The following is a 23,565-nucleotide window of genomic DNA, read 5'->3' as shown; positions in this document are numbered from 1 at the left end:
TGAATCCATCTGCTGCTCTCTGCTAGCTGAACCTGAGTAATGGGCAATAAAAAACCTTCCGCAAGGCAGGTATCCTAAGGACATGGCTGATCCTGCGTCTTACCGGCCGGCTCCGGCAGATATACCCCCCAGTCCCGGGGTTTATCGTTTTCTGGATAAAAATGGGCGGGTTATCTACGTGGGTAAAGCCGTTAACCTGCGTAACCGCCTGGCTAACTATTTTCAACCCCTCGAGTCGCTACACCCGCGCACCCGAAAAATGGTAACCACTGGAGCAGCTGTAAAATGGGTTACGGTCGGGAACGAGCTAGAGGCATTATCCCTAGAGTATTCCTGGATAAAAGAGTTTGCGCCGCGTTTCAACGTAATGTACCGCGATGACAAATCCTATCCTTATCTGGCAATAAACCTGGGTGAAGAGTATCCCCGAATCCACATTACGCGGGAGCGACGCCGAGCCAACTCGCGTTATTTTGGTCCCTACACCCAGGTGTGGGCGATTCGGGAAACTATGGATTTACTGCGGAAAGTTTTCCCGCTGCGCTCGTGTACCAAGGGAGTTTTTAATCGCTCTCAGGCGCTGGGACGCCCCTGTCTGGAAGGCTATATTGATAAATGCTCTGCCCCCTGTGTAGGCAGGATTTCCACTGAAGAATACCGCAAGTTAGCCGACCAGGTAAGCGCTTTCCTAGATGGCAAAACTGAGCCTTTTACTTTTCGTTTGCGCTACGAAATGGAACAGGCAGCTTCTCGGTTGGATTTCGAACAGGCGGCGAAACTACGCGACCAGCTGCGCGCCCTCGAAAAAGTTAGGGAAAAGAATACGGTAGTGCTGGATGAGGGAGTGGACGCGGACGTTTACGCCTTCGCCAAAGATGATCTAGAGATGATCGTGCAAGTATTCTACGTACGTGCTGGCCGGATCCGCGGCGAGCGCGGATGGGTAGTGGACACCCCGGAAGATAAAGATCTGCCAGAAATGCTAGAGAGTTTCTTAGAACAGACCTACGGGGAATATCGGCAGTTAAATAAGGCGGTAGTCCCCGCTAAAAGTGTAGATGACGTGGAGCATACTACTACCCAGGCAATCCCGGCCGAGATTTTGATGCCGGTATTGCCTGCGAATACAGCCATCTTGAGCGCCTGGCTGAGTGACATTCGCGGGAAAAAAGTCGAAATTAGGGTACCGCAGCGAGGACCGAAACGCTCCCTCATGGAAACTGTGGCGGAAAATGCTGCCCAAGCTTTGCGGTTGCACAAAACTAAACGGGTAGGGGATTTAACGCAACGTTCCGAAGCCCTACGGCAACTACAGGACTATTTAGAGTTAGCGGATGCTCCTTTGAGGATTGAAGGCTACGATATTTCCCATACTCAAGGCACACACCAAGTGGGTTCGATGGTGGTATTTGAAGATGGTGCTCCCTTAAAACGTGCCTATCGTAGCTTTAATATCCAAAGCACCCCTCAGGATTCTGCCGACGATACCAAAGCTATGAACGAAGTCCTCACCCGGCGTTTTGCCAGGCTGCGCCAGGAAGAAGCGGAAGCACAAAAGCAGCTAGTAAGTACCGAAAGCTCCGGGGAACGTAACCTGCGCCGGTTTTCTTATCCCCCGGACTTGATCGTAGTGGATGGGGGAGAACCTCAGGTGAATGCGGCGCAAAAAGCACTGGAAGCAGTAGGTGCTAATGTGAGTGTAATTGGATTAGCTAAGCGTCTAGAAGAAGTGTGGTTACCGGGATCAGAGTTTCCAGTAATCTTGCCTCGCACATCCCCAGCCCTTTATCTTTTGCAATACTTGCGGGATGAGTCCCATCGTTTTGCGATTACTCTACATCGGAAAAAACGCGGTAAAGCTATGCATAAATCGGTGCTTGATAAGGTTCCGGGGTTAGGTCCGGTACGGCAGAAGGCCTTGTTAAAGCACTTTGGTTCCTTAAAGCGGCTGCGGGGCGCCGAAGAGAGTGAAATCGCGCAAGTTGAGGGTATAGGCCAGGTAATGGCACGGCAGATTTTTCAATCTCTTGCCGATAGTCGGTAAGTTAGCGCGCTTCGTTGCATACTTAGAACATGGATGAAGCTCACCAACGACACGTATCCTCCCCGCCAACTGTGCCCGAGGGAGTACCTATTCTTGACGAAACCGCGCCTCCTCGCGAGGCCAATGTTCCCGAGATGATTATTATTACCGGAATGTCGGGGGCGGGGCGTTCGCGAGCAGGACAGGCATTAGAAGACCTGGACTGGTATGTAGTTGATAATCTCCCGCCCGCCATGTTGGTACCCTTCGCAGATATGATGACCCCGGAAGGGGAAGGTATTCACCGCCTGGCGGCGATTGTAGATGTGCGCAGTGGGGAACTGTTTTCTAAACTGCAGCATGCTTTGGATGAACTTTCGCGGCGCAATATCCGTTATCAGCTCGTTTTCTTGGATGCAGACGAGCGAGTTTTAGTGCGTCGCTATGAATCTAATCGGCGTCCCCATCCCTTGCAAGGAGGAGGCCGGATACTTGACGGAATTCGTTCCGAACGGCGGATCCTGGCTCCAATTCGTGCCCGTGCCGATGCCTTAATCGACACCACTAATATGAATGTGCATGACCTGAATCGGCATATGCGAGATGTAGTGGCTGGTGAGGGGGATCGCCCGATGAAACTTACCGTAATGTCTTTTGGGTTTAAAAATGGGATCCCCTTAGACGCTGATTGGGTTTGTGACGTGCGCTTTTTAGCTAATCCCTACTGGGTTAGCGAGCTGCGGCATTTAACCGGCCGGGACAGGCCGGTAGCGAAATATGTGCTGGATCAGCTAGGCGCCGAGGAATTTGTGCAAAACATGGTTAATATGTTGAGCCCGATTTTTGACGGCTATCTAACGGAACTTAAACCCTTCGTTACTATCGCGGTGGGTTGTACCGGAGGACAGCATCGATCAGTCGCATTGGCGGAGAAAATGAGCGAGTTATTCCGGGCGCAGGGTTTGCCGGTACGCACTGTTCATCGAGATCTGGGGCTGGAATGAGGACGTTACTAGATTCAAATGGCTGGATGACCCGTGGGTGGACAGGACCCAATATTGTCGCGCTCGGTGGGGGACATGGCTTGTCTGCAACTTTGCGGGCGCTGCGACATATTACCCGGCAGCTAACTGCGGTGGTCACGGTAGCTGATGACGGAGGCTCTTCGGGGCGTTTACGCAAAGAACTGGGGGTACTGCCTCCCGGGGATCTGCGGATGGCGCTGGCAGCTTTATGTGATGACACTGATTGGGGACTGACCTGGCGAGATGCCATGCAACACCGTTTTAGTTCCGATGGTCCGCTTGATAACCATGCCCTAGGTAATCTCCTGATTGTTACCATGTGGGATCTATTAGGAGACGTAGTCGAAGGTCTTGATTGGGTGGCGAGGTTACTCAACTGCGAAGGTAAAGTGTTACCGATGTGTGCCGAGCCGATGGAGATTGAAGCAGATTTGGTACGCGGGGGAGAAAAACGTACGGTACACGGTCAGGCAAAAGCCGCTAAAGCCCCGGGGAAAGTAGTCGACGTGCGGCTGAGTCCGGCTCATCCGCTAGTATGTCCGCAGACTATCCAGGCGATCCAAGATGCCGAGGGAATCGTTCTCGGGCCGGGATCTTGGTACACCTCAGTGATTCCCCATTTATTGGTTCCGGAATTGGCGGAGGCTTTACAACAGTCATCAGCGGGGAAAGTAATGGTGATGAATCTGCAGCCCCATACGGACGAAACCGAGGATTTAACCGTTTCGGGGCATATTGAGGCTTTTCGCCATTTTGCCCCCGATACCCATATTGACGTGGTAATCGTGGATCCTACTGCTATTGAAGATGATGATGATTTAGAAAGCGCCGCCGAATCTATCGGGGCGAAGCTGATCATGCGTCAGGTAAGAGCAGGTTCGGCCTCGGAACAGCATGACCCTTTGCGTCTGGCAGCAGCGTTGCGTGACGCTTTCGAAGGTTACCTCTCGGAAGTAGGATTTTCCGAGCTCTAGCTAGAATGAAGCCTAGGAAGAAACTCAATATTTTTATATAGGGCGGAAAGGGAAAATCAGATGTCTTTGACCTCAGATATTAAAAATGAACTAGCGGAGAATACCTTAGCTAGGCAGTCTGAGGCTAAGGCGCAAACTGCCAGTATCTTGCGCTTTGCCGGGGGGATCCATCTGATTAACCGTAATATCGTGGTGGAAGCCGATGTCGACAATGTAGCGGTAATGAAGTATTTGGTTGATAGTCTGCAAAATCTTTTTGACGCTTATCCCGATGTGGTGAAAGTAGAGGCCAAGGGGATCCGTGCCGATGATCGCTATGTGGTGCGGGTAGTAGAAAATGCGGGGACTCTAGCCCGTTTGACCGGTTTGCTTGATCGAGCCGGCCGTCCGGTGCGGGGATTATCTCCGCGGCTAGTTTCTGGTGATTTGGGAGTGTCTAAGGCCACCTGGAGCGGCGCTTTTATGGCTCGCGGATCTTTATCTCAGCCAGGGCGTTCGGGCTCCTTAGAAATTACTTGCCCCGGGCCAGAGGCTGCGTTAGCACTGGTGGGGGCGGCGCGCCGTCTCGGTGTGAGCGCAAAGTCTCGCCAGGTTCGCGGTTTAGATAGGGTGGTAGTTCGCGATGGGGAGCAAATCTCAAAACTGTTAACGGCTATCGGGGCGGATAAAGCGCAAGTGGTTTGGGAGAAGAATCGCGAAACTAATCAGGTACGGGGCTCAGTTAATCGCTTAGCGAATTTCGATGATGCTAATTTGCGACGCAGTGCCCGGGCAGCGGTAGCGGCGGCTGCTCGCGTTAGACGAGCCTTCGAGATCTTGGGTGATGACATTCCAGAACACCTGTTACAAGCAGGTCAACTACGATTGCAATACAAGGAAGCTTCTTTGGAGGAACTGGGTCACAAGGCAGATCCTGCGCTAACGAAAGATGCGGTTGCGGGCAGGATCCGGCGTCTGCTAGCGATGGCAGATAAAGTAGCCCATGAGCGGGGGATTCCTTCCACCCAGGAAGCTGTTGACCGGCAGGATAGCCAGTAATTCTGGCTTCCTAGCAGCCGGAAATTCTCTCAGAGTAAAGTCTTGGTAAATAACGACTATTGGCCTAAGCGCAAAGCCGCTATGTTGTGTAAACTAACAACTAAGAGGACGACTCAAGATGGTCGTCCCCAAGATTGGGGTCACTAGTTTCACTAGGTGGCTGCGGATCTTGACCGAATAAATAGACTCCGCTGGTAAACCAGCAGTTCAGGAGGATAATAGTGACTATCCGTGTTGGAATCAACGGCTTTGGCCGTATCGGCCGTAACTTCTTCCGGGCCATTCGGGCTCAGGGTGCCGATATCGAGGTTGTGGCAGTAAATGACCTCACCGACAATAAAACTCTTTCTCACCTGCTAAAATATGATTCGATTCTCGGGCGCCTTGATGCTGAGGTCAGCTACGATGAAAAATCTATTACTGTAGGCGACCACAAAATCGTAACTTTCGAAGAGCGCGATCCTGCTAACCTGCCCTGGGGCGAAGTAGGTGCAGATATCGTTATCGAGTCCACCGGCTTTTTCACTGACGCCACCAAGGCCAAGGCTCACCTGGATGGGGGTGCTAAGAAAGTTATTATTTCCGCTCCCGGCAAGAATGTGGATGCTACCTTCGTAATGGGCGTAAACCATACCGATTATGATCCGGAAAAGCACACCATTATTTCCAATGCTTCCTGCACCACCAACTGCCTAGCTCCGATGGCAAAGGTACTAAACGATAACTTTGGTATTGAACGTGGTTTGATGACTACGATTCACGCCTACACCGGAGATCAGCGTCTGCACGATGCTCCGCACAAGGATCTGCGTCGTGCCCGTGCTGCTGCGCTGAACATTGTGCCTACCACGACTGGTGCTGCCAAGGCAGTTTCTCTGGTCTTGCCGGAACTGAAGGGCAAACTGGACGGCTACGCTCTGCGCGTACCGGTACCTACCGGCTCGGTTACTGACCTCACCTTCACCCCCTCCAAGCCCTGCACTGCCGAAGAAATCAATGCGGCGATGAAGGAAGCTGCTGAGGGCGAGCTCAAGGGAGTTCTTGCATACTCCAATGACGAGCCGCTAGTTTCCACCGATATTGTGACCGATCCGCACACTTCTATCTTCGATTCCGCTCTTACCAAGGTAATCGATGGTCAGGTGAAAGTGGTTTCCTGGTACGACAACGAGTGGGGCTACTCCAACTCCTTGGTCAATCTGACCAAGCTAGTAGGGGAAAAGCTCTAAACTAATGCGACGTGATGCATAAGCTGTGCCCGCCTGCCTGTTACAGGCAGGCGGGCACAGTCTTGTCACAACTTGTCACAAGTTTTACGCCCACCGGGGCAGGAAGGTTAACTAAATAATGGCTCTGAGAGATATTGAGTCCTTAGGAGATTTAACAGGGCGCAAAGTCCTGGTGCGCTCCGACTTTAACGTGCCGTTAAAGGACGGCAAAATCACAGATGACGGCCGAATTCGTGCCGCATTGCCCACCCTTAAAGCTCTAGTGGATGCCAAAGCCAAAGTAGTGGTGATGGCGCACCTCGGTCGGCCTAAAGGACAGGTAAATCCCGAGTTTTCCCTAGCGCCGGTGGCAAAACGGCTCGGAGAACTGCTGGGACAAGAGGTAGTCTTGGCTAAGGATACGGTCGGTGAAGACGCCAAGAAGCAGGCATCTTCTCTAGCAGATGGACAGCTCTTGCTGTTAGAGAACGTCCGTTTCGATGGGCGTGAAAACTCCAAGGATGATGCTGAGCGGGAAGCATTGGCGAAAGAATATGCGCAGCTAGCTGATTTCTTTGTCTCCGATGGTTTCGGAGTAGTACACCGCAAGCAGGCTTCCGTTTACGACATTGCTAAGTTGTTGCCCTCTGCAGCAGGATTCTTGGTAGTTAAGGAAATTGAATCCTTGCGCCGGGCAACCGATAACCCCGAACGTCCCTACGGAGTAATTCTGGGAGGCTCCAAAGTCTCCGACAAATTGGGCGTCATTGAGAACCTATTGGAAAAAGCCGACTTCCTGGCTATTGGGGGCGGCATGGCATACACCTTCTTAGCTGCTAAAGGCTACGAGGTAGGTACTTCCTTGCTGGAAACTGAGCAGATCGAAACCGTGAAAGGCTATATGGAAAAAGCTGAAGAACGCGGGGTAGACCTGTTGCTGCCAGTTGATACTTTAGTCGCACCGGAGTTTTCGGCTGACTCCCCGGCAACCTTGGTCGACTGCGACCAGATGCCCAGTGGTCAGATGGGGCTAGATATTGGTCCCAAGACTGCCGAGATTTTCGGCGAGAAGATCAAAGCCGCCAAAACGGTGGCTTGGAATGGCCCTATGGGGGTATTTGAATTTGCTGCCTTTAGTGAAGGTACTAAGGCGGTAGCCCAAGCTCTGGCTGACTCTGAATGCTTTAGCGTGATTGGTGGGGGAGACTCCGCAGCCGCCGTTCGTACCCTGGGATTTGATGAAAATAAGTTCAGCCATATTTCCACCGGTGGCGGAGCTTCTTTGGAACTATTAGAAGGTAAGACCCTTCCGGGGATTGCCGTATTGGAGGATTAACAACATGACTCGCACCCCATTGCTAGCTGGCAACTGGAAAATGAATATGAACCACCTCGAGGCAACTCGGCTGGTTCAAGAACTGGCATTGGACTTGCAGGATCACAATTTCGACTACCACAATGATGTCGTGGTGATTCCCCCGTTCACTGATATTCGCTCAGTACAAACTGTAGTGGAATCTGACAACCTAAAAATTACCTATGGAGCCCAGGATGTTTCTGTGCATGAATCCGGTGCTTACACTGGGGAAATCGCAGCTTCTATGCTTACCAAGCTGGGATGCTCCTGGGTGGTAGTTGGTCACTCGGAACGACGCGAATACCACAACGAAAGCGATGAACTGGTAGGTCAAAAAGCTGAGGTAGCTTTAGAAGCTGGTATGACCCCCATTATTTGCTGCGGTGAAGGCCTAGATGTACGTAAAGCCGGTCAACATGTAGCCCATGTAGTAAAACAGATCGAAGGCGCCTACAAAGGTATTTCTGCAGATGATGCGGTTAATACCGTAGTTGCTTACGAACCGATCTGGGCGATTGGTACCGGTGAAACCGCCACTCCTGAGGACGCGGAAGAAGTCTGCGGCGCTATCCGGGAAAAACTAGCGGAACTTTATTCGGCAGACGTGGCACAGTCCATCCGAGTTCTCTATGGGGGTTCGGTCAAATCCGCCAACGTAGCTGAAATTATGGCGAAACCGAATGTGGACGGCGCCCTCGTGGGGGGAGCCTCCTTAAAGGCCGAAGAGTTCTCGAAGATTGCTCGATTTGATGACTAACTAGGAAGCTACTGAAATTTTCCGCCACTTGGCGGTGAAGTTCCTAACGATTGGCGGCGGGTCAACCGAGACCCGCCGCCAATACGCTATAGTGAAGAACAGTTCATAGTTTTTTTGGGAGAAGAAATTAGTGGAAACCGTAATCGAGATTATCGCGCAAGTAGTGTTGGTGCTGTCCAGCTTATTCCTGATTCTCACTATTTTGATGCATAAAGGTTCCGGGGGTGGACTCTCCGATATGTTCGGGGGCGGCCTTACCTCTAGCGCTGGCTCTTCGGGAGTGGCTATGCGTAACCTCAACCGGATTACCGTGATAACCGCTATTGTCTGGTTTATCAGTGTGGTTGTCCTTGGCCTGTTGCCCCGGATATTTTCATAGTTTTATTACTAATAAGATAATCGCTTAAGCCCCTACAGAAAGCTTTCCCCATGAGCAAAGAAGCGAAAAACCGTCCCGCACATCGGCGCGAAAGTAAGTCTTCTTGGAAAATTATACTCACGGTTTTAGGGGTCGTGTCGCTGGTCACCGTGCTTGGCGTGGGAGCAGTCATGGGATACTCCATGTACGAGGCGGGAAAGGTTAACCAGCCAAAAGCAACTCATAGCACCAAAGCTGTGGTTAAAACTGAAAATCCGACTACCTCAAGTCCGCCTGCGCTAAAAGAAGTAGAGATAACTTTGGCGGCAACCGGGGACGTGCTGGCACATGGCCCGGTAGTACAAAACAGTTGGAAGCACGGCAATGGAAGCCACTACACCCCGGCAATAGACAAGCTCCGTCCCTGGATAGAGGGAGCCGATATTGCGCTTTGTCATCAGGAAATCCCGTTCGGTAAATCTGACAAAGACTCTGAGGGATATCCGGTATTCAAAGCGCCACTAGGATGGGCTCAAGATAGCAAAGATATTGGCTACGATGGTTGCTCGACCGCCTCAAACCACACGTTAGATCAAGGAAGAGATGGGGTGGTGCACACTATCCAGGCGTTGCGGACTGCGGGACTGGGAGTAACTGGATCAGCAGAGAGCGCCGAAGCTCCGCGCTATCAAATGTACGAAATCACCAAAGAGGGACGGTCTTTTAAACTCGCTCATATCTCGACTGCCTATGGCTTAAACCAGGGAGAAATCCCGCAATATAAACAGAATCCTTGGTTAGTAAATCTCACTACTGATGGCCAAATTATTGTGGACATTGCCCGGCAAGCGCGCAGTGCGGGTGCTGACTTTGTAGTTGCCTCGGTACATTCGGGAGTGGAATACCAATCCGCCCCTTCTGCTGAGCAAGACCGCATCGCCACTACCTTAGCTGAATCTGGGCTAGTCGATCTCTACTTGGGTCACCACGTACACGTTCCCCAACCGATTAGGAAGATTCCGGGCGGAGTCGATGGTAAAGGACTGTGGGTTTACTACGGAGTCGGTAACTTGCTTTCGGGGATGAGTACTCGCCAGGGAATCGGTACCCAAGCTGGTCAAATCGCCTTCCCCACCATTACCTTGCCGTCTACCGGTAAGCCTTATGTTTCTGCGGCCGGTTGGATCCCGCTGATCATGGATCGTTCTACGTTACAGGTGGTTCCGGGATACCTTTTTGAAACTCCCGAGGGCGCGGGAACCAATTTACCTAAAGCCACGGCCACTCGGTATCTGGCTAATCTGCGCCAGGTTACCGAGGATCAGGCGACAGAGCTAAAAACTCCGCCTAGTGCTGCCTCTACTGCTCAGATCAAACCGCTAAACAGTTAGGCTTTCCGGCCTTATTTGAGGGCACTGGTTATTTCGGTGTGAAGCCAAGAATGTGCCATTTAGGTACGCTAGCTCACATCCTGGGGGTGATCATTTCCTGAATATCGCGGATTGCCCTAAGATTATCAGCGTTGCAATTTATCCGAACCGGGGAGATTTGCCGCCTATAGGCAGAACCCCGCATACGAGCCACGGGAGCGTATTTGTGAAAACAGACGTGGAAAAGCTGGAAGAAACCAGGGCGAAACTAACCGTTCAGGTACCTTACGAAGATCTCAAACCGGAAATCGATAAGGTCTACAAGCAGCTAGGGAAGCAGGTTTCTATTCCTGGCTTCCGCCCTGGACACGTCCCGAATCAGATTATTGACCAGCGGATTGGACGTGGCTACGTACTAGAACAGGCCATTAACGAGCGGTTAGGTGACTTTTATGGGCGCGCCCTCGGCGAAGCAGAACTTACTCCTCTGGGACAGCCGGAAGTAGACATTGTAGAAACTCCGGCAGTAGAAGGTAAACCCGGCGGGGATCTAAAATTCACTGCGGAAGTTGATATTGTTCCCGAGTTCGAATTGCCCTCCTTAGATGGGGTTTCTTTAGAAGTAGCCAAACTGGAAGTTAGCGATGAGAACGTAGAAAAGGAACTCGATCAGCTGCGGGATCGCTTTGCCTCGCTAAAGACCGTTGAACGTCCTGCCCAAGATGGTGACTTTACCTCTATTGACATGGTCGCCAAGATTGGGGACGAAGAAATTGACTCCGTATCTGGAGTTTCATACCAGATTGGCTCCGCCTCCATGCTAGAAGGCATGGATGAGGCTCTAACCGGGATGAACGCCGCAGATACCGCCGAGTTCAAGTCCACCTTAAAGGGAGGAGACCACGAGGGCGAAGAAGCTGACGTGACTTTAACTCTCCATAAGGTTAAGGAACGCGAATTACCGGAAGCTGACGACGATTTCGCCCAGATGGCTTCGGAGTTCGACACGATTGGAGAGCTCCGCAGCGACCTCCGGGGCAATGTGGAGAAGATGCGTCGCCAACAGCAGGCTCTGGAGGCTCGTGAGAAGCTGCAGGATTACTTGGTAGAAAATACTGATTTCCCGCTGCCGCAAGCCTTTATTGACTCAGAAGTTGATCGTTTGGCTGAGGGTAATGAAGACGCCGATCGTGAGGAGATCACCGAGTCGGTGAAGAAGCAAGCCAAACAACAGATCTTGGGAGATCGGATCGCGAATGACCGCGACGTGGAGATCGATCCCAACGAACTGTATCAGTCAATTTTCGAGATTGCTCAAATGTATGGAGTTGATCCTATGCAGATGCTGCAGGATCAAAACCAGGTGGCTGCCATGGGGCAGGATTTGCGGCGTAACCGGGCTTTGGTGGCTTGTTTGCGGGAAGTGACCGTCAAGGACGAGGACGGCACCGAGATTGATCTTTCAGAGTTCACTAAGGATCCGGCTGAGGCGCGGGCAGAGCAGGCCGCGAAAGCTGCCGCCGAGGCCGCCGCAGCTGGCGAAGATGAAGCTGAGGGTGAGGCTCAAGAAAACTAGCTTCGCTTAGCAGCAAGTTAACCTTTTGTATCTGGTGGGGGCAGAAAGCGGGAGCTTTCTGCCCCCAGTAGTATTTATCACCATTAGGTATCTGCAGGTTAGTAATAGCCCCTGGTCATAAGTCCTTAAAATTGAACCTAGCCCCACAATTTCCTGCGCTAAAAGCGTAAACGGCATGTGTAAGAAGAAAACCGCCCCCAAAGACGATATTTTTGATAGTGAATCATTTTAGTCCCACAGATAAGGAAAAACCTGTGCAAACTGCGGCAGTAAAAAATGAGGGAGATCAGCCTAGCTCCCTAGCTTTAGGTGACCATGTTTTCAATAAGCTGTTAAAAGAACGGATTATTTGGTTGGGCTCGGAAGTAGCCGAGGATAACGCCAACCAGATATGTGCGCAGATGATGCTACTAGCGGCGCAAGACCCGGAAAAGCCGATTTTCTTATATATCAATTCGCCAGGAGGTTCGGTCACTGCCGGCATGGCGATTTATGACACCATGCAATATATCCAGCCAGAGGTAGTAACTGTGGCGCTGGGGATGGCAGCCTCAATGGGACAGCTGCTACTTACCGCCGGTACCCCGGGCAAACGCTATGCCACTCCGCACGCCCGGATTTTGATGCACCAACCTTCCGGGGGAGTAGGTGGCACCGCCTCGGATATTCGCATTAACGCTAACTTGATCCTGCAGATGAAACAAGAGCTTGCGGAGATCAACGCTCAGCGCACCGGTAAATCTGTCGAACAGATTCGCGAAGACTCCGAAAGGGATCACTGGTTTACTGCACAAGAGGCGCTGGAATATGGCTTTATCGACCATGTTATCGAGTCGGCTCGCAACCTCGGCGCTGATGGAAAGGAACTGTAATCACTATGGCTTTTTCACCTCTATATCCGGCGGGCGCACCACGTTTAGCTGCTAACATGCCTATTGATCGCTATGTGCTTCCCGAGTTTGAAGAACGTACGTCCTATGGCTTCAAACGCCAAAATCCCTATACAAAGCTTTTTGATGAGCGCATCATTTTCCTAGGGGTGCAGGTTGATGATTCTTCGGCTGACGATATTATGGCGCAGCTGCTGGTGTTGGAATCCCAAGATCCCGATTCTCTCATCACTATGTACATTAACTCGCCCGGTGGCTCCTTTACCGCTATGACGGCAATCTATGACACCATGCAGTACGTTAAGCCGCAGATTCAGACAGTCTGCTTGGGACAGGCGGCTTCTGCGGCGGCCGTGCTTTTAGCTGGTGGCTCTGCCGGTAGTCGTTTGGCTTTGCCCAATGCCCGAATCGTAATTCACCAGCCTTCAATGCAGGGCTCGCAAGGACAGGCGACTGATATCGAAATTATTGCGGAAGAAATCGATCGTATGCGTACTTGGCTAGAGGACACGATTGCCAAGCACTCGGGACAGACTTCCGAGCAAGTTCGTAAAGATATCGAACGCGATAAGATTTTGACCGCCCAGGCTGCCAAGGAGTACGGACTGATTGATCAGGTTCTAGAGTCTCGTAAAAGCCCCATAAAGCACTAGCATCCCTTAGGAAGCGTGTTGGCGCTGCCCAGTGTAAGAAATGACCCTAGGCTAGGGGGTAGGGATTTGATTTAGGAGGGACCTAGGTGGAAGAAGAGGCCGAGCTCTTAAAATGCTCGTTTTGTGGTAAGACGCAGCGGCAAGTACGCAAACTAATTGCCGGGCCGGCAGTCTATATTTGCAACGAATGCGTTGATCTTTGCAACGAAATCATGGACGAAGATACCGCGAGGCATTCGCGTTCCAAAGCCAAACCTTTGCCCAAGCCTAAAGAAATCTACGACTTTCTAAATCACTATGTTATTGGGCAAGACCAAGCTAAACGGGCACTTTCAGTAGCAGTCTATAACCATTACAAACGGGTGCAGGCAAAAGAGCGTGGCCAGAACATCGACATGTCTTTGACCAAGTCAAATATATTGCTGCTAGGCCCTACTGGTTGCGGCAAAACTCATTTGGCGCGTTCTTTAGCTAAACTGCTTAACGTCCCATTTGCCATTGTAGATGCCACGGCGCTAACTGAAGCCGGATACGTAGGTGAGGACGTTGAAAACATCCTGCTTAAGTTAATTAATGCCGCCGATGGCGATATTAAACGTGCCGAACGCGGGATTATTTACATAGACGAGATCGATAAAATTTCCCGTAAAGCCGAGAACGCCTCGATTACCCGCGACGTGTCAGGGGAAGGCGTCCAGCAGGCGCTCTTAAAAATTATTGAGGGAACGGTGGCCTCGGTACCTCCGCAGGGCGGACGCAAACATCCCCACCAGGACTATCTGGAGATTGATACCAATTCGATCCTATTTATCGCTGCTGGTGCTTTTGCCGGCATAGACGATATTGTGAAGTCGCGGTTAGGGCAACATTCCACCGGTTTTGGTTCGTCCTTAAAATCTTCCGCAGAGCAAGGGGATCTTTATGCGCAGGTCAGTGCGGATGATTTGCATCGTTTCGGCCTAATCCCAGAATTCATTGGGCGCTTGCCAGTATTAACTTCGGTAAAGGAACTTACCGAATCCGATTTGGTGCGGGTATTGGTGGAACCGGAGAATTCCCTGGTTACCCAGTATTGCTCGCTATTTGAATTGGACGGAATTGACCTGCATTTCACCGATGGAGCCATTCACGCAATAGCTCAGATGGCCAGGGAACGTGGCACCGGTGCCCGGGCACTTTCTTCTATTATGGAGGCCGTTTTAAAGGAAACGATGTTCGAGGTACCCTCCCAACCTGATGTACGCTCGGTGACTATCACCGAAGAGGTAGTTAACCAGGGGGCGAAACCCACTTTGCTAGAGGCGGTTCCGCGTTCTAAGAGCGCCTAATAGCCGTTAGAGATTTCCGGTAAACGCTAGAGCACCTAACGCAGCGGCTAACGGGTGGCTATTACTGTTAGCAGAAAGCAGTATCAGTGGGGATTACTTGGACAGTGTTGGCAGTACTGGCTATCTCTCATTTATCCTTAGGGCATGGATAGCAAGCAGGAAGCCACCACCTCGCAGATTCCGCCCGAATTGGCGCAGGCGCGCGCCACTATCGACAATATCGATGCGGCGCTAATTCATATCTTGGCGGAGCGCTTTAAATGTACCCAAAAGGTGGGGTATCTTAAAGCTCGCCTGGGTCTTAATCCCGAGGATAAAGGACGGGAGCAACGACAGGTAGCAAGACTGAGAGCCTTAGCTGAAGAGGCGGGATTAGATCCGGTTTTCGCCGAAAAATTCTTAAATTTTATCGTGCAAGAAGTTATTCGCCACCATATCGATATTGCGGAGCAGCAGCGCGGCTAGCCCTACCGACAATAGGCCGAACTATGGCAGGGGATAAGCTAGTTGCTAACCCCTAATCATCTTCTAGCGGTCCGCCATAGATAGCGTTAATCTCGTCTTCAAAACGCTTTATTACTACCGAACGTTTTACCTTTAGCGAGGGCGTCATCGTGCCATTCTCTAAAGAAAAATCAGTGGTTAATACCCGGATCTTGCGGATCGATTCAGCGCGCGAAACCTTTTGGTTAGTCCGTGCCACCGCCCGTTCTAATGCTTTTAGCACTGCGGGGTTACGTGCCGCATCTGAAACATCCATCGGGGGTAAGTTGTGATTGCGCAGCCACCCCGGAAGCATTTCCGCATCCAAGGTAACTAGGGCGGCAATGAAGGGGCGCCGATCTCCCACCGCGACCACATTCGAGATCAGCGGGTGTCCGCGCAGACCATCTTCCAAGATTTCTGGAGAGACATTTTTACCGCCAGCGGTAACTATAATTTCTTTCATCCGTCCGGTGATATATACGAAACCGTCAGCATCAATCCAGCCTTTATCTTCGCTATGCAGCCATCCGTCTTCGGTATAAAGCTCGGCGGTTTCTTTTTCTAAATTGAGGTAGCCAGGAGACATAGCGTCCCCCTTAAACAGTACTTCGCCCTCGTCAGAGATCCGAACTGCGATCCCGGGAACCGGTTGTCCTACCGAGCCGATCTTGGCGCGAGCTGGTACATTCACGGTAGCCGGTCCTAGCGTCTCGGTCAGACCGTAGCCTTCACAAACCGTGACCCCAATACCGCGGAAGAAATGCCCTAAGCGTACTGATAGGGGACCGCCCCCGGAAATAATATATTTAGCATTGCCACCTAAAAGATTAGTCAAGCGCGATAAAACCAGTTGGTAAAAAACTTGTCGACGAATTTTTAGCGCTCGGGAAGGACCCTGCGGGGTGTCTAGGGCTTTGGAATAGTCAATAGCGGATTTGGCGGCCAGCCGGAATAAACGTAACTTTATCCCATGTCCAGCGGACGCATCGGCGGCATTATAGATCTTTTCGAGGACGCGGGGGACTGCCAATATATAGGAGGGTTTAAAGGAGGCGAGATCCGCCAATAGATTCTTAGTATCCGGTACTAATCCGAGAACTCCAGGCCCTAGTAGGGCGCCCCAGGAAACCAGACGCGCGAGCGCATGGGCAACCGGCAAGAAAAGTAGGCAGCGCGTGGTTTTCTGCATTCCGATCTCTGACAAATAGTCTAAGAGATTTGGCAGCAAAGCGGTGGCGTTACGTTGAGTAATAAGCGTCCCTTTAGGACGCCCGGTGGTTCCGGAAGTATAAATAATGGTGGCAATAGTATCGCCGGTAATCTGAGAATTATAGGAGTCGATGACTGCCGGAGCGATTTGTCGTCCCGCCTCGATAATAGTTAGCAAATCTCCTGCTGCCAGAGAGAAAATCCGGCATTTGTGATCCGCACGGGTGGCAACTGCTTGTATTAATTCTTGAGAGGACTGGTTGGAGGCTATCGCATAGCGAATCTTTGAGTCCTGTAAAATCCATTCGATTTGTGCGGCGGAGTCAGTTTCGTAAATGGGAACCGTAACAATCCCGATTGCTAGCGCGGCCATATCGATCAGGGTCCACTCATAGGAAGTAGGACCGTGTAGCGCTAAGCGGTCTCCTGGTTTTAGGCCAATCCCCAGCAGACCACGAGCAACCGAACTAATTTCGTCCCAGAACTCACCGGCAGAGACTTTGCGCCATTGTTCCCCCAGCATAGTTTTTTGTTCAATAACTGTTTGATTAGGATTTTGGGTAACGCGACGGCGAAACAGGGAGACAACATTATCGTGTTCCGAGCGGATCTTGGTAGCCGGCATGGAAAACTCTTTTAATTTACCGGGAGTGTCCCCGGCCACCGCAATTGTTCCGGGGGGAAAAGCAAATCCCTTCTCTGCTTCCACTGGTTTCTCCTTGAACCGTTTAATCATGACTGTAGTTTATCCTAAGTTAGTTACGAGGTTTCTTGGGTGGAGGGGTGCCTAACACCGCATTCTGAGTGGAAACCGGTGTGGCAGCCTCTTTATCTACCTGGATATTTACCGTTCCAGTTAGAGAGGCAGCGGAATCTAGGTCAGCACGTACCGACGGCAGGTTCTCCGCTGACCAATCATCGGCGTAGACAATAGTTACCTGTTCGAAGGGGGTACGCTGTCCCACTTTTGCTTCGGACTTTACTTTACGCAGAACGCTCAGCGTGTCGCCGGCAAGTTCCAGCAGCTGCGCCTGTCCGGCCGCTTGCTCGAGAGCAGGGGTAACTTTCGGCCAGGGAGCAGTGTGAACCGATCCGGAGCGATACCAAGACCAAACTTCTTCGGCTGCATAGGGCAGGAATGGTGCCAGCAGGCGGGTTACGTTGTCAACCACCAGCGCAAGGGCAGTGCGCGCAGAATCTTGCGCTTCGCTCTCCCAGCTTCCAGAGAAGTTATGGGCGCGGTTTTTAACCAACTCTAGATAGTTATCACAAAAATCCCAGAAGAAAGACTCGGTTATCTCGAGGGCGCGAGTATGATCATATTTATCAAAAGCACTGGTAGCCCCGCAGATAACATCATTTAGCCGGGCAATGACTGCTTTATCTAAGGCAGTAGTTACCTTTGTGGGATCCAGGCAAAGGTCAGCGTCCTCGGTCATAGCTAAAGCAAATTTAGAAGCATTGAGTAGCTTCATCGCCAAGCGCCGCCCGATCTTCATTTGCGCTTCTTCAAAAGCAGTGTCGGTGCCTAGACGCGCCGCAGCTGCCCAATAGCGCACCGAATCCGAGCCATGTTTTTCCAGCAACCCCATCGGGGTAACAACATTCCCTTTAGATTTCGACATCTTTTTGCGATCGGGATCCAGGATCCAGCCGGAAATCGCGGCATTCTTAAAGGGGAGGGCACCGAATTCCAAGTGTGCCCGCACCACTGTCGAGAACAGCCAGGTACGGATAATGTCTTGACCTTGCGGACGTACATCCATGGGGTAAACCCGCTGGAACAGATCCTCATCTCGCAGCCAACCGCCCGCAATCTGGGGGGTCAGGGAAGAGGTCGCCCAGGTGTCTAAAATATCAACTTCTCCGGTAAATCCGCCGGCTTTACCCCGCTGATCTTCGGTAAATCCCACCGGAACATCACTAGTCGGATCAATCGGCAGGGATTCTTCGGAGGGCATTAGCACCTGGTCGTAGTCGACTTCACCGCTCTCATCCACGCGATACCACAGCGGAATCGGTACTCCGAAGAAACGTTGGCGAGAAACCAGCCAGTCATTATGGAGACCATGCACCCAGTTGGCGTAGCGTACCTTCATAAAATCGGGGTGGAAGCGCAGCTCCTCTCCCCGTTTTAATAATTCAGCGTTAAGATTCTCTTGATGCTCGGCTAGCGTGTAGTCGCTGCCCCCATTGCGAATATACCATTGGCGCGACATTACTATTTCCAGCGGCTTATCTCCCTTTTCAAAGAAATTAGTTTGCCGCATAGTTTTTTGCGGTTCGCCCTTTAGCTCTCCGCTTTCTTTCAAAGCCTCCACAACGATTTGCCGCGCCGAGAAAGTGGTTTTCCCGCGGATAGCATCCATCAGCTTGCTGCCAGCCGGATCGGTGATCCAATCGGTTGGGTCATGGGTGATACGGCCATCTTTAGCCAAAATCACTCGGGTAGGTAGTTCTAGGTCCCGCCACCATTCCACATCGGTGACGTCACCGAAGGTACAGCACATGGCAATGCCGGCACCTTTATCCATTTCGGCTGCGGGGTGCGCCAATACCGGAACTTCTACGTTAAAGCCCGGGCTGGTAACGGTTTTACCAAATAGATGCTGGTAGCGCTGGTCATCGGGGTGGGCGACCAGGCAGCAGCAAGCTGCCAGTAGCTCCGGACGAGTGGTTTCAATGATTACGTCTTCTCCGCCAGGCAAGTGGAAAGCTAACGCATGGTAAAAACCGGGGTAGTCACGAGCCTCTAATTCGGCCTGTGCTACCGCGGTTTGGAAAGTTACGTCCCACAGCCCGGGAGCAGCCGCTTGATAGGCTTCCCCACGCTTAAGGTTCCGCAAGAAGGCTGCCTGCGCGACTTTTTGGGAATCTTTAGAAATAGTTTGGTACTGATGCTTCCAATCCACACTGAGACCAAGGCGTCGCCAGAGCGCCTCAAAGGATTTTTCGTCCTCTTTAGTTAGCTGTTCGCACAGTTCAATAAAGTTCTTGCGGGAAACTGGTACTTGATCTCGGGCTTTTACCGATTTGGAATCGCCATGATGGGGCGGCTCAAAATTTGGGTCATAAGCTAGCGAAGGATCGCAACGGACTCCGTAATAGTTTTGGGCGCGCCGCTCGGTAGGTAGACCGTTATCGTCCCAGCCCATAGGATAAAATACCGCTTTACCCTGCATTCGCTGGTAGCGGGCAAGACAATCGGTGTGAGTATAAGAGAATACGTGTCCTACGTGCAGGGATCCCGATGCCGTGGGCGGGGGAGTGTCGATAGAGAACACATCTTGACGCTGTGCTTCGCGGTTAAAAGCGTATACCTGCTGCTCTTCCCAGGCATTGGCCCAGCGTTCTTCGAGGCCGTCTACACTTACTCGTTGGGGAACATTAGGGGCGGGTAAGTGTAGATCTGCTAAATCCCGGTGATCGTGGGGATTATTCATCGGCCATCTCCTGTTTCATCTTTTCCCTGTCTACCGGCTCTGCCACCTCTCCGGGTACAGAAACTGGTGCTTACATACCCTACTAAACTACTCGGTTTCGCAGGCCAACCCCAAAATATTGCGAGCGTCCTCTTTGGCGGAAAATATCGGTAATACCTGGTAAAGCTAAGAGCCTGCCCCTAGAAACCTTAATAAAGCTAAGGAAATCAGGGGCAGGCTCTACTGCTAGTTTGCACGTCGCCAGGTGCTAATTATTTTTTTAGTTTTCCTCCGTTCTCGCGAGCAATCTGCTGGTTATAGGGGGTGTCCCAATAAACTTCCTGAGTAAGGGGATTGCGTCTAGTCGAGCGCACTTTATAAATGTGATAGCCGAACACCGCCACATTGGCTACTAGCGCGGCTGCCGAGAGCAATAGCATTGCACTGGGGTTGTGCGCGCTGCGGTGCGCAAACATGGAATCCTGCATAAAATGCGGGAAGGTTAACACTATCGCTGACCAGAAAGTCAAGGTGTATGCCCGGTATTGAATCCAAGCCCCTTTCCCAAATGCTAAGAATGCGGGAATCGTACAAGAAGCTAGCAAAGCCACCCCCGAATACCAGGCGCGGTCAGCTAAACAGTTATACACATAGGCAACATTCCACAGATCGTAGGCTATAATCCAACCGACGGTCAGATCTCCCCAGATGATTTGTTTATTTTTACCTTTGGATACGTAGATTCCCATCCAGCCCGAAATCATTAGGAAATTTAGGATTCCCGCGATTCCGTTCATAATGTTCCAAGGCCCACCCCAGGTAACCATTCCTTGCGAGGGGTCCACCCCGTGAATCGAATAGCACTGGAAGTCGCGGATTACGGCCTCGATAATATTTACTGCCAAAATCAGCGGGGGAATACATAAATACCAGCGTTTAGTACGCAGCTTCGGAAAATATTGCAATGCTACCAGTGATAGGGAGCCGATTAGCGCTGAGTACTGTTTTACTATCGGAAACCAACCGTCCGAGTTAGTACCGGCGCGCGAGTAGGGCCACCAAAAAATTGTCAGCGCCACTGGGATCACGATAAATACGGCGATAGCAACCCATTTATAGCGAATAGCCAACCAGGCCATCACCGCCAAGGCAGCGATCACCACCACTAGCATCAAGTAGTCATACCATTGTCCAAGTTCAAAAAAGAACAGAGTAGGATAATCCGGTTTCATCAGTTATTTCGCCGTCCTTTTACCCCAGTTAGGAAGATAAGTTTTCTCTTTCTTTTGGCGAATCTGTTCCTCCCAAGAGAACTCTGGTTCTTCCCAATCAGTGAAATAGTCACTGTCGACTACTTCTGCCCAGGGGGAGTTAGCAGAGGTTGGAGGCCAAGCGGGATTATCGGTTACTGGAGGACGCACCTCACTTACTGCCGGGTCTTGACGACCATAACGCAGCCATTGGTTGTGGGTACCTTCGTAAAGTTCGGTGCCATCCCAGCGTCCGGCCGGAGTGTCGTAGCCGAAGAGCTTGCCTCCCAGGACTGCGCGCTTAATCCGTCCTTGCCACTGCGGCTTTTTGCGGAACTCGGAAACCCGCTTTACATAGAGGTTCTGTAGGTGCGCCATACAGCCCCCGATTAGTTCAATATTGATCCAGTTAATCGCAGCCGCAAATTTGGTGTCGGGTTCAAATCCGATCCGCCAGTGGTTGATTAACCGGCAGCGATTATCTTTGAGCGGAATCAGATAGAAACACCAGGCAGCCGCATAGTGTTTCATACCGGGATAGCGGAAAGCGAAAGAGCCCGGTGCCCGCGGTGGATGTTTAGTATCAACCCATTGGGAAAGATACTTACCAGGAACGACGTCCGCCCATTCCATGGACATACCAGTGAAATCAAACGCCGCGATATCACCCGGCTTTAAAGCGTCCTCACCTTGCCACTGTTCTTGAATTTCGTAGGAATTAAAGAAAGGTAGCCGGGCAAAGGTACGTTCTAGGAACTCTGAGGAATAAGAGCCCGCCTTGTCGCAGCCTAGCTGTTTTAGGTGCCGGTACACCGCGTAGGCGGGAGCATCAATATTAATCGCGTAAGTGGAGGATCGACCATTTGAATAGCAGCGGTCAATCAAGTCATCGGAGGGATAGTGCCACTCATTTTCTTCTTTGGTAGCTTTGCCCGAAAACTGACTGAAGCCGAGCATTCCGCCGAGGGCGAGGCTGCCCCCTAAAGCGCCTAGGCGCAAAACCTTTTTCATTCGGCCAGATTTACTAGACATATGGATTCTCCGTAGTTGTATAGGTTGTATTTTTTTAAACAGGTAACATCGTTGTTAACCCTGCGTTAACATTTAACCTATCACTGTCCGCCGGATTGTAAGGTCTTTTGAACAGGCATTTTATAATGACGCATCCGCAGGTAGTGTCATTTTAAAAGTTAATAAGTAAGGTCAAAGTAATCGGGCAGCGTAGCCTGGTTAATAAGAAGGAATTCTAATGGGATTTTTATGGGAAGTAGGCCCGGTTTGGGTCTATCTTTTTTGGATATTGATTTTTGTCCTCCAAATGCTGGTGGCAGAAATGCACCGCCGCTGGACCTGGACTGCTTTCGCCCTCTGGACAATCGGGGGAGTATTAGCTATTCCCTATGTGATTATCCATGGGGTTCCCATGGTGGGTTGGTTCCCCTTTGGAAAATTCATTATCATGCTCGCCACTGCGACTATGACTGCATTCTTGCTGCATTGGGGAAAACGCAACCCCCTAAAAGCTCGCCGGTACGCGATTTGGTTTGGGGTAGCCCTGTGGATCGGATTGGCAGTAAACATCATGGAAGCCAATATTCGCGACCTCACCATCTATTTTGAAGCCGACACCTACCGCGCCTGCGCCACCAACTTCCAATGCCTAATGGACATTGATTCCTCCCGCTCAATCTCAATGATTGAGGGCTTACCAGAAACCCGCAATATCACCGCTGCTAGTGGATCTGTAGCCTGGTATCAAGCCGCTGCCGATGCCTTTAAGGCCAGCGGAGTGGGAATTGACCCCGCCACCGGATTCCGCACCATTGGCGGCTATTGGAATCTGCTCTCGGCAGCGGCCGGAGTGCTAAACATTATTACCATTACCGGACTGGGAAAAATCTTTATTTCCTCGGCAAAGAAAGGAAAAGTACAGGGACTCATCTGGGCAGATATGGCCTGGCCGTGGATTATTGCCTACGACTTGTGGAATCACTCCTTCTTATACAACTCACTCGCGGACTACACCTGGTACTGCACCTTAGCTTTACTGCTAGCCTGTACGGTTCCCGCTTTCACCTGGGCGAAAGGGCAATGGATTTGGTTCCGTTGTTTCACTTTGATGTTCTGGATTGCGGCTAATAATATCTTCCCGGAACTCTTGGTGCGCCCCTCCATAATGACCAACTATGCCACTATGAACCCGACGGCGAATATCGTGTGTGCCTGGTTGGCGTTGCTGTCTAATGTGGCGCTGTTTGTCTATTGGCTCTACAAGATGAAGAAGCACCATCGCAACCCCTGGACAAACTGCCTGTTCTTCGAGTTGGGAGCCTTTAGGAAAGTGGTGAAACTCTACGCAGATGATAAGGATAAGTATTTCTTGACTGATTTCATCCCCGAAACTCCCTCCGAGCTTGGTTTTGAACCAATATCGAAGCAGCCGCCAGTAGACGGATACGTCGGGTGGATGCCTTGGTGGAAACAGGATAAACGTTATCCAAAACCACGCACTCCGCTTTCGGCCGACCCCAAGCTAGTCGAAAAAGGGATCGAGTCTGATCCCAGCTGGGATGTCACCAAAGAAAAGGACGCCTAACTCACTGCAAAAATGCAAAATAGAACGTTTGTTCGTAGGATAGGA

19 protein-coding genes are annotated in these 23,565 nt (G+C 51.3%); 15 read left to right on the top strand and 4 right to left on the bottom strand.

Annotated features, from left to right (window positions below):
• The first annotated feature begins 82 nt into the window (after positions 1–82).
• The 14 genes from uvrC to E6072_RS04480 all read left to right on the top strand — a co-directional run bounded on the left by uvrC (position 83) and on the right by E6072_RS04480 (position 15,022).
• Positions 83–2,044 carry an excinuclease ABC subunit UvrC gene (gene uvrC / locus E6072_RS04545; RefSeq protein ID WP_316694062.1) on the top strand — a complete coding sequence of 654 codons (1,962 nt, stop codon included), beginning with the start codon at positions 83–85 and terminating at the stop codon, positions 2,042–2,044.
• A 29-nt stretch (positions 2,045–2,073) separates the two neighbouring features.
• A complete protein-coding gene (gene rapZ, locus E6072_RS04540; protein ID WP_316694061.1) occupies positions 2,074–3,027 on the top strand; it encodes an RNase adapter RapZ in 954 nt (317 codons plus the stop codon).
• Positions 3,024–4,022: a uridine diphosphate-N-acetylglucosamine-binding protein YvcK gene (gene yvcK, locus E6072_RS04535; protein ID WP_316694059.1), complete on the top strand. Its 999-nt coding sequence runs from the start codon at positions 3,024–3,026 to the stop codon at positions 4,020–4,022. Before rapZ ends, yvcK begins: the two co-directional genes overlap by 4 nt.
• Positions 4,023–4,082: 60 nt before the next feature.
• Positions 4,083–5,060 (top strand): DNA-binding protein WhiA, encoded by a 978-nt coding sequence (gene whiA, locus E6072_RS04530; protein WP_316694058.1) that lies wholly within the window; start codon positions 4,083–4,085, stop codon positions 5,058–5,060.
• A gap of 221 nt (positions 5,061–5,281) precedes the next feature.
• Positions 5,282–6,289 carry a type I glyceraldehyde-3-phosphate dehydrogenase gene (gene gap, locus E6072_RS04525; RefSeq protein ID WP_316694057.1) on the top strand — a complete coding sequence of 336 codons (1,008 nt, stop codon included), beginning with the start codon at positions 5,282–5,284 and terminating at the stop codon, positions 6,287–6,289.
• A 124-nt stretch (positions 6,290–6,413) separates the two neighbouring features.
• Positions 6,414–7,604: a phosphoglycerate kinase gene (locus tag E6072_RS04520; RefSeq protein ID WP_316694219.1), complete on the top strand. Its 1,191-nt coding sequence runs from the start codon at positions 6,414–6,416 to the stop codon at positions 7,602–7,604.
• Positions 7,605–7,608: 4 nt separating this feature from the next.
• Positions 7,609–8,382 (top strand): triose-phosphate isomerase, encoded by a 774-nt coding sequence (gene tpiA / locus E6072_RS04515; RefSeq protein ID WP_316694056.1) that lies wholly within the window; start codon positions 7,609–7,611, stop codon positions 8,380–8,382.
• A gap of 130 nt (positions 8,383–8,512) precedes the next feature.
• Positions 8,513–8,761 (top strand): preprotein translocase subunit SecG, encoded by a 249-nt coding sequence (gene secG / locus E6072_RS04510; protein ID WP_316694055.1) that lies wholly within the window; start codon positions 8,513–8,515, stop codon positions 8,759–8,761.
• Between the two features lie 50 nt (positions 8,762–8,811).
• The gene (locus E6072_RS04505; protein ID WP_316694054.1) at positions 8,812–10,131 is read left to right on the top strand and encodes a CapA family protein; all 1,320 of its coding nucleotides are present in this window, start codon (positions 8,812–8,814) and stop codon (positions 10,129–10,131) included.
• A gap of 205 nt (positions 10,132–10,336) precedes the next feature.
• Complete coding sequence (gene tig, locus E6072_RS04500) at positions 10,337–11,686, top strand: trigger factor (protein ID WP_316694051.1); 1,350 nt, start codon at positions 10,337–10,339, stop codon at positions 11,684–11,686.
• 254 nt (positions 11,687–11,940) lie between these two features.
• Positions 11,941–12,558 (top strand): ATP-dependent Clp protease proteolytic subunit, encoded by a 618-nt coding sequence (locus E6072_RS04495; RefSeq protein ID WP_307737342.1) that lies wholly within the window; start codon positions 11,941–11,943, stop codon positions 12,556–12,558.
• A 5-nt stretch (positions 12,559–12,563) separates the two neighbouring features.
• On the top strand, positions 12,564–13,229 hold the full coding sequence (locus E6072_RS04490) for an ATP-dependent Clp protease proteolytic subunit (RefSeq protein WP_399335259.1): 666 nt from the start codon (positions 12,564–12,566) through the stop codon (positions 13,227–13,229).
• Between the two features lie 86 nt (positions 13,230–13,315).
• Positions 13,316–14,557 (top strand): ATP-dependent Clp protease ATP-binding subunit ClpX, encoded by a 1,242-nt coding sequence (gene clpX, locus E6072_RS04485; RefSeq protein WP_316694049.1) that lies wholly within the window; start codon positions 13,316–13,318, stop codon positions 14,555–14,557.
• A 144-nt stretch (positions 14,558–14,701) separates the two neighbouring features.
• On the top strand, positions 14,702–15,022 hold the full coding sequence (locus E6072_RS04480; protein ID WP_316694046.1) for a chorismate mutase: 321 nt from the start codon (positions 14,702–14,704) through the stop codon (positions 15,020–15,022).
• 52 nt (positions 15,023–15,074) lie between these two features.
• On the opposite strand, the gene E6072_RS04475 is transcribed toward E6072_RS04480, so the two are convergent.
• From E6072_RS04475 to E6072_RS04460, 4 genes are all read right to left on the bottom strand, one after another.
• Complete coding sequence (locus E6072_RS04475) at positions 15,075–16,988, bottom strand: AMP-dependent synthetase/ligase (RefSeq protein ID WP_316694044.1); 1,914 nt, start codon at positions 16,986–16,988, stop codon at positions 15,075–15,077.
• A gap of 19 nt (positions 16,989–17,007) precedes the next feature.
• Positions 17,008–19,695, bottom strand: coding sequence for a valine--tRNA ligase (gene valS, locus E6072_RS04470; protein WP_316694043.1), 2,688 nt, complete (start codon positions 19,693–19,695; stop codon positions 17,008–17,010).
• A 251-nt stretch (positions 19,696–19,946) separates the two neighbouring features.
• Positions 19,947–20,906 (bottom strand): DUF5692 family protein, encoded by a 960-nt coding sequence (locus tag E6072_RS04465; RefSeq protein WP_316694042.1) that lies wholly within the window; start codon positions 20,904–20,906, stop codon positions 19,947–19,949.
• A 3-nt stretch (positions 20,907–20,909) separates the two neighbouring features.
• Positions 20,910–21,935: a hypothetical protein gene (locus tag E6072_RS04460; RefSeq protein ID WP_316694040.1), complete on the bottom strand. Its 1,026-nt coding sequence runs from the start codon at positions 21,933–21,935 to the stop codon at positions 20,910–20,912.
• 238 nt (positions 21,936–22,173) lie between these two features.
• Here E6072_RS04460 and E6072_RS04455 point away from each other — a divergent pair, with 238 nt between their 5' ends.
• Positions 22,174–23,520 carry a DUF5692 family protein gene (locus E6072_RS04455; protein ID WP_316694038.1) on the top strand — a complete coding sequence of 449 codons (1,347 nt, stop codon included), beginning with the start codon at positions 22,174–22,176 and terminating at the stop codon, positions 23,518–23,520.
• Positions 23,521–23,565: the final 45 nt, after the last annotated feature.

Source organism: Varibaculum cambriense, from assembly GCF_032557235.1.
GTDB lineage: Bacteria > Actinomycetota > Actinomycetes > Actinomycetales > Actinomycetaceae > Varibaculum > Varibaculum cambriense_C.
This window is presented reverse-complemented; position numbering and strand designations above follow the sequence as displayed.